The 933-nt window shown below is 69.1% G+C and carries 1 pseudogene; it reads left to right on the top strand.

Annotated elements, in window-relative coordinates:
• Positions 1–331: 331 nt before the first annotated feature.
• Positions 332–933, top strand: a pseudogene (locus EOA24_RS39485) (hypothetical protein); the annotation flags it as partial.

Here is a 933-nt window from a genome sequence, read left to right as displayed (position 1 = left end):
ATCTCGGCCCGTCCAGTCTCGCGGCGTGGCTCAGCGATCAACTCGCCCCGGAAGATGCCCTTCAGTTCCTGACGTCGGGATGACCGGTCAAGGGGCTACAGGCGGGCAGGGGCGGCGTCACCGGAAATCTCGCAGCCATGGCGAGAGCGTCCATCGCAGAGGCCGCGCCCACGGCCTGCCTGAGAGGCGATCCCTGCCACCCCCCGGTCACGGCCGCAACGGCTGCGCCGTCCTCCGCTTCGCTCCGGCCTTCGGTGCGGCCGCTCCCGGGGCGCGGCCGGGATGCGCTGTCAGGCCGCGATGAGCGCGGCCACAACCGATGGAGACAGCCATGACCTACGCGCTTCCCTTTGACGACGCCTACGAGCCCTACCACGCCTCCTCGCCGACCGACCGCGTCATCCTCGAACTGCAGATGTACGGCCATCATCCACATCAGGACGAGCCTGATCCCCGTCCGCTCCCCGACGAGAGCGTGATCCGGGCCGGCCTCGCCGGGATCGTCGAGACCTTCGCCGGCATGCTCGGCGAAACCAGGCTCGAACCCGACCTCGACGACCTGCTCTGGTCCTTCACCAACGTCTTCCATCGCGCGGCCGAACGCGTCGCCCGTAGCCTCGACCGCAACGAGGAGGCGCAGCGGTCGAGCCAAGGCGAGCAGGATGGCTCGGAGGTGAAGTCCGTGGAGCTGGAACGGCTCACGGCCGAAGGCATCACCTATATCGAGCGCCGCAATGTGCTGGAAATCATGCGCGACGAGGCGGCCGACCTCTACGAAGCACAGACCGGCTCGGCGTGGCGGCCGCGCACCGGCTCCAAGGTCTCCCATCAGGCGATGACGGCGGCGGTGATCGACAGCCGCGACTTCCTCGCCGCGCGGCGTCGCGCCGAGACCCAGGTGCTGGTTCCAGCCGGCACCAGGATCGCCTTCGC

This window comes from Mesorhizobium sp. M2A.F.Ca.ET.039.01.1.1 (assembly GCF_003998035.1).
GTDB lineage: Bacteria > Pseudomonadota > Alphaproteobacteria > Rhizobiales > Rhizobiaceae > Mesorhizobium.
Note: the sequence above shows the minus strand (reverse complement) of the source record. Positions and strands in the feature narration are given on the sequence as shown.